The 8082-nt window shown below is 63.6% G+C and carries 7 protein-coding genes; all 7 read left to right on the forward strand.

Going from position 1 to position 8082, the window contains the following annotated elements:
• Positions 1-91: 91 nt before the first annotated feature.
• Positions 92-481, forward strand: a complete 390-nt coding sequence (locus tag CLM60_RS11780) for a DUF3768 domain-containing protein (RefSeq protein ID WP_043754131.1) — start codon at positions 92-94, stop codon at positions 479-481.
• Between the two features lie 154 nt (positions 482-635).
• A complete protein-coding gene (locus CLM60_RS11785) occupies positions 636-2618 on the forward strand; it encodes a ParB/RepB/Spo0J family partition protein (protein ID WP_095589368.1) in 1983 nt (660 codons plus the stop codon).
• Between the two features lie 74 nt (positions 2619-2692).
• On the forward strand, positions 2693-3286 hold the full coding sequence (locus tag CLM60_RS11790; protein WP_092765105.1) for a regulator: 594 nt from the start codon (positions 2693-2695) through the stop codon (positions 3284-3286).
• A complete protein-coding gene (locus CLM60_RS11795) occupies positions 3286-3942 on the forward strand; it encodes a DUF6927 domain-containing protein (RefSeq protein WP_095589370.1) in 657 nt (218 codons plus the stop codon). The genes CLM60_RS11790 and CLM60_RS11795 overlap by 1 nt, the downstream gene beginning before the upstream one ends.
• Positions 3943-4046: 104 nt before the next feature.
• The gene (locus CLM60_RS11800; RefSeq protein ID WP_044353023.1) at positions 4047-4346 is read left to right on the forward strand and encodes a type II toxin-antitoxin system RelB/DinJ family antitoxin; all 300 of its coding nucleotides are present in this window, start codon (positions 4047-4049) and stop codon (positions 4344-4346) included.
• A 10-nt stretch (positions 4347-4356) separates the two neighbouring features.
• Positions 4357-4608 (forward strand): type II toxin-antitoxin system RelE/ParE family toxin, encoded by a 252-nt coding sequence (locus tag CLM60_RS11805; RefSeq protein ID WP_058243470.1) that lies wholly within the window; start codon positions 4357-4359, stop codon positions 4606-4608.
• Positions 4609-4714: 106 nt separating this feature from the next.
• Positions 4715-8082, forward strand: a 3368-nt coding sequence (locus CLM60_RS11810) for a strawberry notch-like NTP hydrolase domain-containing protein (RefSeq protein WP_095589372.1), incomplete at its 3' end; no start/stop codon positions are given.

Here is an 8082-nt window from a genome sequence, read left to right on the forward strand (position 1 = left end):
TTTTGACTTGCCCGAAACCCTTGACAGAGGCCCGCCCCATTACGGAAGCTGGCTTTTGGAAGGGTGTTTCAACTTCTCAAAGGAGCACCCCATGTCCATGACAGGACAACCCCAGACAGACCGCCCTGATCCGAGTGTGATCGCAGCGCAGAACGACGCGTTTCGCAAGCTCGCGTGCCTCGGTGTGCCAACCGCCCAGTCTATTCAGGGCCGCATGCATGTCACCCGCTCAATTATGAATGCCGGTGACGGCTTCATGGCCGAGGCGGTGAAGGCCACGGGCATGTTCGAGACCTTCGAGCCCGAGAACGATCCCGAAGGATGGCATGATTTCGGGGCGGTCGAGGTCCGCGGCGAGACCGTGTTCTGGAAACTGGATTTGTACGAAGCGGATTCCGACTTCCGCTATGGCGCCGAGGCCCCGGACAATCCCGCCACCACCATGCGCGTGCTGACCATCATGCTGGCGCGCGACTGGTAGGGGAGGGGACACCCCTCCTGACAGCCCAGGCGATGAAGGCCCGCTGACCCCTCAAAGGGAGAGTGGGCCTTTTGTTGTGGTGATCCCTGAAGACGGGGATTGGCCGCGCATCTGAATGCGCGGGCCGCTCCAAACCCACCGAAAAGGAAACGCCATGACCACAAGCTTCAAACCCGTCTCCGTCGCCATCGGCGATCTGGTCTCACATCCCGCCAATGTGCGCAGCAACTCGCCGGAAACCTATGATCCTGAGAACATCGCCCATCTGAAGGCAAGCATCGCCGTTCTGGGTCTCCTGCAGCCGCTCATGGTCCAGAAGCTCGACGGCAAATATGCTGTCCTCGCCGGTGGCCGTCGGCATGCCGCGCTGAAGGAGCTGGTCGCGGACAGGGCCGCGAAAGGCTTCACGGCGAAGGCCAAGATCGACTGCCGTCTTGTGCCAGAGGATTGCGATGTCACCACGGCCCTGTCGCTCGCTGAGAACATCACCCAGGCGCCGATGAATGCCATCGACGAGTTCGAGGCTTTCGCGCGGATGATGGAGGTCGACGACCAGACGCCCGAGACGATCGCAAAGACCTTCGGCACCACGGTGGCGGCCGTGAAAGGCCGGTTGCGCTATGGCCTAATCCACCCCGACATCCGCGCCGCGGCCCGGGCCAAGACGATCACGCTCGACACGATGAAGGCCTTTGCGGAGCATCCGAGCCAGGAGGTGCAGCGCGAAGTCTTCGAGGCGCTCACCAAGGAAGATAGCTACCTGCAGGCCTATACGGTCCGCCAGGCGCTCAAATCGCGCGGGGTGCAGGTCAGTGACGATATCGGGGCCTTCGTGCGCGCGGACTACGAGGCGCGGGGCGGCGCTGTCGCCGCTGACCTTCTGGAAGAGCATTCCGTGCTCGAAGACGCCGCGCTGGTCGAGACCATCCTGCTCGAGAAGCTCGGTGCCGCCGCCGAAGAGGCCCGCATAAAGCTGGGCTTTGCCTGGGCCGATGCCATGGTCCGCTATGATTACGCGACCATGGCCGACTACGGCCGCGTTTATCCCGGCCCGATCGAGCCTGATGAGGCTGCGCAAAAGCGCATCGATGAGATCACCGCCGAGCTTGAGAAACTGCAGCTCGAGATGGAGGATGAGGGGCTCGAGGACGGTGCCTACAACGCGCTTTACGAGCGCGTGGACGCCTTGGAAGAGGAAGCCCGCGACCTGCAGGAGGCCTACAGCGCCGAGGACCTCGCGCGGTCTGGGGTAATCGCGTCCTGGTCGGGCGGGCAGGTGACCCTCCATGTTGGCCTCGTCCGCCCGGAAGACACCGTCAAAAAGGAGGGCCCGCGCGGCTCCTCGGCTAGCCCGACCGGGGAGGAGGCCCCAGACGCCGGCGAAATCACCTATCCGGCCTCACTGGCTGAGGACCTCAAGACCGAGCGAGCCATGGCGCTTGGGGCCGCGATGGCGCTGCATCCGGAAGCTACGCTCGATCTGACGCTCTTCAAGCTGGTGAGCGACGTTCTGGCCAGCGGCATGAGTGTCACCCAGGCGATCAAGATCGATGCCCGCAAGGAATACCGCAACCACGCCAAGATGGACGAGATCGACGAGACCTCGCTCGAGCAGGTGGCGGCGGCGCATGAGGCGCTTGATCTGTCCTGGCTCGATGACACCCGCGCGCCCGCCGATCAGTTCGCGGCGTTTCGCGCGCTGGAGGCAGGCGAAAAGGCCAAGCTCGTGGCCTATGCCACGGCCAGCACCACGCAGTCCTGCTTCGCGCGGGACCGCCAGCGCGACAGCCTGATGCATGCGTTCGAGATCGAGATCATGCCCGACATCCGCGCCCACTGGACGCCGAATGCGGAGCTCTTCAACCGCTTCAAGAAGGTATGGCTCCTGAAGATCCTCGGCGAGGATCTGGGCCTCGCCCAGGAGGCGGTCACGCTGGCCTCGTCGAGCAAGAAAGAGATCGTCGCCTTCTGCGACAAGCTCTTCGCTGAGCCCTTCGCCACGCTGACGGATGCACAGCGCGCCGCCGTGGCCGCCTGGTGCCCGCCGATGATGCAGACCGCCGGTGTCCCCTGTGATGAGGCGGCGCCCTCTGCGGAAACTTCGGAACCTGACAGCGAGGTCGCGCAAGCGGCTTGAGCCCTCAAGCGGCCCGCGCAAGCCCTTCTGCCTGCGCGCGTCGACCCTCCCACACTCAACGGAAAGACATCCCCATGGCTATTCTCAAGTTCTCTGCCTCCGCAGTTGCGGCGCAGATCGCCCATGCGCGCGCCTGCAAAACCTTCTTGCCCAACTGGAACGGGCCCGTGGACAGGCCCGCCCTGATCCTCATCGTCGGCAATGGTGTGCATCTGCGCTCAAACGGCATCGATGGTACGACCACCCGTATCGTTACCACCGAGCAGGCCGATCCCTCCTTCGCTTTCGCAGATGGCATGAACCCGTTTCGGGATACCGACTGGATGGCGCAGCGCCGCATGGCGTTTCGTGATCTGACCGGCCAGTTCTACACCGACATCCTGGATGACGTGCAGGTGCTCATCGACCGGGGGCGAGGGGCCATCCGGCTCGCCACCGATGGCCACAGCATCCGCGTCTTCGTGCGCCGGGCTTCGGACTATCTCATCGGCGGGACCTACGAGGTGCCCTCGGGCCTCGGCGGCACCTTCCGGGTCATTCTCAAGGATGCCTGCGACACCTTCGCGATCGTGCAGAACTGCGGCAATTGCGAGGATTTCGACGCCATGCAGCCCTACCGCGTGCCGCTCGACGCGCTGATGGAACTCGATGACCGGAGGGCGGCGTAATGGGTTGGCTCTTCTATACTGATCGCCGTGTCAAATCCTACGCAGATGAGAAAATGGAAATCACCCGACTCTGCAGCTTCGAGAGCGACACGCGCAAAACCGAACTGGTGAAAGCCTGCAAGGTCGGCTCCACCTGGTATGCAGCGGCTAGGGTTACCAATCGCGACGGCACCCCTGTCGAAGACACGACCTATGTCACCGATGCGGATGGCTCCATCACTTTCGGGGCTGTCTTCCTCACCCGATACGATGACGGCTGCTGGGGCTACAAGGACATGGAGGAAAGTGCTGGCCCGAACGAATCTCGTGCTCCGCTTGGGCTTATCGAGCTTCTCTCCGACCTGAAAGACCCGGACAGCTACGCCCAGGACTGGCGTCAGCGCTGCCGGAATTGGGCTGCAATCCCGGACTACGAGGAAGGCGACAAGATCAAGCTCGCGACCCCTGTGACGCTCACCGATGGCAGCACCTGCCAGATCGTCACCGCGACCCACTACAGGCGCGGGCGGCAAAAACGCCGCTGCTACCGCATCGAGGAAACCGGTGGGCTCGTACGCCTGTCGAAAGCGACGCTTGCGGGCTCGGAGCTGCTCAGCTCTGCAAAGGGCGAGGCCAGTCCTGTGCTGGCGGAGTTCCTGGCGGGGCAGGGTGGCTGAGTTTCCCGCTGAGACAACACCAGAGAACCACGCGCGCACATACTGCCGACTTGAAATCGTATCTCAAATGAGATACATCACTCCCATCAACTGGAGGACCATCCATGCCTGCCCAAACATCCATGCTTCATGTCCGTGTTGACGATCAGCTGAAAGCACAGGCTTCGGACGCACTTGCGGGCGTCGGTCTGACGCTCTCCGACGCGGTGCGTATTCTTCTGACCCGCGTGGCCGCAGAAGGCGGATTGCCTGCCGGATTGACCGCTGATCCGGATGCCTATGACGCCTGGTTCCGGGCGAAGGTACAGGAAGCGCTGGACGATCCAAGGCCCACAACGCCCCATGCCAAGGCGATGCAAGACGCCCAGGCATTGATTGACGGGAAACGCCTTGCCAAATCTTGAATGGAAAGCCATGGCCATCGCCGATCTGTTGGCCATCATTGACTACATTTCCGACGACAACCCGGATGCGGCTCAAGTTCTCAAAGACGAGATTGAACACAAGACGTCTCTCCTTCCAGAACGCCCTCAGATGTACCGCGCGGGCCGTGTGGACGGGACTAGGGAGATGGTTGTTCGGCCAAACTACATCGTGGTTTATGCTGAAAGCCCTGAGATGGTGACCATTCTGCGCGTTCTTCATGCCGCGCAGCAGTGGCCTTGATTGGGGTGCAGGCCCCCCGCTAAGAAATTGCCCGCTCTACGCCTTCAAAGTGTAGAGCGGGCTTTTTGTCCTTTGGAACTCAGACCCTGATCCAAAGGAAACCCCCATGTCCAAGCCCAAACTGGCAAACCCGGCTCTCTCAATCTCCGACGCTAACCTCACCTCTGCCCTCGCGCAGATCGGCGCGGAGGTCGACAACCGGCCCCTGCGCAGTTCAGCGCTCGCGCGCATTATGCGCGAGACGTTTCATGGCGGCGATTCTGGCGGTGCCTGGGACTGGCGGATGGCCTACGACCTGATGCAGGCCGCGACCGTCCAGATGCTGCTACGTGGGGAAGGTGCGGCAGGTGACATCGCCGCTGCAAAGCTGCTTGCCTCGCGGCTGCTAACGGAAACCCGCCGCTCCGAGCAGCAGATCCGGCTGCAGCAGTTTTCCACGCCGCTGCCATTTGCGGCGCTGGTCTTGCGGGCCGCGGCGATCCGCGAGGGCGAAACCGTGCTGGAGCCCTCGGCTGGCACTGGTGCCCTGGCTGCTTTCGCCGCCCGGGCCGGTGCCACGCTTTTGCTCAACGAGATCGACCCCTTTCGTCAGCGCCTCCTGCGCGCGGCTTTCGGTGGCGAGGTGACGGGCCATGACGGTGAGCATATCGACGATCTGCTGCAGACGCCGGTTCTACCCGACGTCGTGGTGATGAACCCGCCCTTCGCCTCCTCGGTCGATCGCTCCCGAGACAAGCACATCGCCGCCAAGCATCTCATCGCGGCTGCAAAGCGTCTCGCGCCCGGCGGGCGGCTTGTGGCGATCATGCCGCAGGGGTTCACGCCCGAACGCGATGCCGCGCATTGGTCCCGCGCCTGCGGTCTCCTGACGCCGCGCTTGGCGTTGACGATGCCGGGGCAGGTCTACCGCAAGCTCGGCACCTCTGTCGAAACCCAGCTCATGATCTTCGACAAGATGCAGGAGGATGGCGAGATGATCCGCGCAAATGTCCGGGATCTGGATGAAGCCTTGGCATATGTCGACGCCGTGGCCGCGACCCGGACCGAGATGCGCCCCGTCCAACGGGTTGAAGCGATCCCTCACGAGCGGCCGACCGTTCGATCATCTGCCCCGCGCAAGACCGCTGCTGCGCCTGTGGCCGCCTCCAAATCTCGGGCCAATGCCGTTGTCCCGCTCAGCTGCACGAGCCTTCAGACCCCGCGCGACAACACGCCGATCTCGGACATCTATGCGCGCTATCGCCCACAGCGGATCGAGATCGCGGGTGCGCAGGAACATCCCACGCCGCTGGTCGAGAGCATCGCCATGGCCTCGGTTGCCCCGCCCATGCCCTCAAACACGGGCAGTGATGACTTGCGCTTGCCCGCACGGTTGATCGAGGAGGGACATCTCTCCGAGGCGCAGCTCGAGACCATCATCATGGCGCATGATGCCCATGGGCGTGATCTGCCCGGTCGGTTTACCATCGATGACGACCAGACCAAGCTGACGCGCGCCGATGATGACCCGGATGCACGTGCCTATCGCCTTGGCTATTTCCTCGGCGACGGCACCGGTTGCGGCAAGGGCCGCGAATGCGCAGGGCTCATTCTCGTGAACTGGCTTTCCGGGCGCAGGAAGGCGATCTGGGTCTCCAAATCCGCCACGCTCATCGAGGACGCCATCCGCGACTGGACCGATCTCGGCGGCTCGCCAGCCGACATCCAGCCGCTCTCCAAATGGAAACCGGACCAGCCCGTCCCGATGGGCGACGGCATCCTCTTTGTCACCTACGCCACGCTGCGGTCCGCGGGCAAATGCGGCACCACGCGACTGAGCCAGATCCTCGCCTGGATGGGCGAAGACTTTGAAGGCGTGCTGGCCTTTGATGAGGCCCATGCCATGCAGAACGCGGCCGGGTCCGAGCAGGGCAGGGGGGTCAAACCCTCCCAGCAGGGCCTTGCTGGCCTCCGGCTGCAACTGGCAGCACCCCGCGCTCGCGTCTTCTACATCTCGGCCACGGGTGCGACGAGCGTCCACAACCTCGCCTATGCCGCGCGGCTGGGGCTCTGGGGGCAGGGCCCCGAATACCCCTTCCCAAGCCGCGAGAGCTTCGTTTCTGCGATGGAAGCCGGCGGCGTGGCTGCCATGGAGGTGGTCGCGCGCGATCTCAAGACGCTCGGGCTCTACACGGCGCGTGCCCTCAGTTTTGATGGGGTGGAGTATGACGTGCTCGAACACGCGCTGACCCCGGCCCAGATCGAGATCTACGACGCATACGCGGGTGCTTTTCGGATGATCCACCACAATCTCGAAGCGGCGCTGACTGCGACCGGCGTCAACGACGCCTCGGGGGAAACTAATGCGTCGGCCGCACGCGCCTCGGCCAAGTCCCGCTTCGAGAGCACGAAGCAGCGCTTCTTCAACCATCTCCTGATGGGCATGAAAGCCCCGACCATCATCCGTGCGATCAAGGACGACCTGGCGGCAGGCAAGGCTTGCGTCATCCAGGTTGTCTCGACAGGCGAGAGCCTGCTGAAGCGTCGGCTTGAGGCGATGGACCCGGAGGATGAACTCGTCGAGGGTGCCTTGACGCCGCGCGACTATGTTCTGGGCTACCTCGAACAGGCCTTCCCGATCCATGCGCAAAAGCTCGTGGAGATCGACGGCAATATGGTGGCGGAACCCTTGCGGGATGAGACCGGGGCGCTCGTTGTCTCGCGCGAGGCGCTCGCTTTGCGTGACGCGGCCATGATGGAATTGATGACGCTGGCGCCGATCCCCTCGGCGCTCGATCAGATCCTCTGGGCATTTGGCGATGAGGCCGTGGCAGAAGTCACGGGGCGGTTCATCCGGCCACTCAAGGCCGAGGATGGCCATCTCTTCATCGAGAAGCGCAGCGCCAGCAGCAATTCGTCCGAGACCCAAGCCTTCATGGACGGCGAAAAGGATATCCTGATCTTCTCCGACGCGGGCGGTACGGGCCGGTCCTACCATGCGGCGCAAACCGCGAAGAACCAGAAACGGCGGCGGCACTATCTTCTGGAGCCCGGCTGGCGCGCGGATGCAGCCATCCAGGGGCTCGGCCGCACGCATCGCTCGGCCCAGGTCAGCGCACCGTTCTTTCGGGTCTGCACCTCCGATGTGCATGGCGAGAAACGTTTCACCTCGACGATCGCCAAACGCCTCGACCAGCTGGGGGCCCTGACCAAGGGCCAGCGCGAGACCGGCTCGCAAGGCATGTTCCGCGAGGAGGACAATCTCGAAAGCCCGATCGCGCGAGCGGCGCTGCGTGGGTATTTCGCCGATCTTGCCGCCGGGCGCGCCGAGGCGATGAGCTACGAGAGCTTCACCGACTGGACGGCCCTGCGGCTGATCGACAAGGACGGGGTGCTGCTCGAAGAGCTTCCCCCGATCCAGCGGTTTCTCAACCGGGTGCTTGCCCTTCCCATCCACATGCAGAACGCGCTCTTTGCCGAGTTCATGCGCCGGAT

The organism is Actibacterium ureilyticum (assembly GCF_002285435.1).
GTDB classification, from domain to species: Bacteria; Pseudomonadota; Alphaproteobacteria; order Rhodobacterales; family Rhodobacteraceae; genus Actibacterium_C; species Actibacterium_C ureilyticum.

Excerpts from the sequence above, each read along its gene's own strand:
- CLM60_RS11795 (WP_095589370.1), top strand. The coding sequence starts at position 3,286 with ATGGGTTGGCTCTTCTATACTGATCGCCGTGTCAAATCCTACGCAGAT.
- CLM60_RS11800 (WP_044353023.1), top strand. The coding sequence starts at position 4,047 with ATGCCTGCCCAAACATCCATGCTTCATGTCCGTGTTGACGATCAGCTG.
- CLM60_RS11805 (WP_058243470.1), top strand. The coding sequence starts at position 4,357 with ATGGCCATCGCCGATCTGTTGGCCATCATTGACTACATTTCCGACGAC.
- CLM60_RS11780 (WP_043754131.1), top strand. The coding sequence starts at position 92 with ATGTCCATGACAGGACAACCCCAGACAGACCGCCCTGATCCGAGTGTG.
- CLM60_RS11785 (WP_095589368.1), top strand. The coding sequence starts at position 636 with ATGACCACAAGCTTCAAACCCGTCTCCGTCGCCATCGGCGATCTGGTC.
- CLM60_RS11790 (WP_092765105.1), top strand. The coding sequence starts at position 2,693 with ATGGCTATTCTCAAGTTCTCTGCCTCCGCAGTTGCGGCGCAGATCGCC.